1 pseudogene is annotated in these 251 nt (G+C 53.4%); it reads left to right on the top strand.

Annotated elements, in window-relative coordinates:
- Positions 1 to 251, top strand: a pseudogene (locus J4D97_RS23370) (50S ribosomal protein L11); the annotation flags it as partial.

Raw genomic sequence — 251 nt, 5'->3', positions numbered from 1 at the left:
ATTAGAGGTTATCTGAAGCTTCAGATAAAGGGAGGCGCTGCAAACCCTGCACCGCCGGTAGGACCTGCACTTGGTAGCAAAGGCCTTAACATCATGGAGTTCTGTAAGCAGTTCAATGCGCGGACCCAGGATAAGGCTGGCCAAGTTTGTCCGGTACTGATTACCATGTACACCGATAAGTCGTTCGACTTCGTGGTGAAGACACCACCGGTGCCCGTACTGCTGATGGACGCTGCAAAGCTCCAGAGCGG

It is taken from the genome of Hymenobacter defluvii, from assembly GCF_017589435.1.
Classification (GTDB): domain Bacteria; phylum Bacteroidota; class Bacteroidia; order Cytophagales; family Hymenobacteraceae; genus Hymenobacter; species Hymenobacter profundi.
The sequence above is the reverse complement of the archived record's forward strand: the minus strand, read 5'-3'. Positions and strand labels throughout refer to the sequence as shown.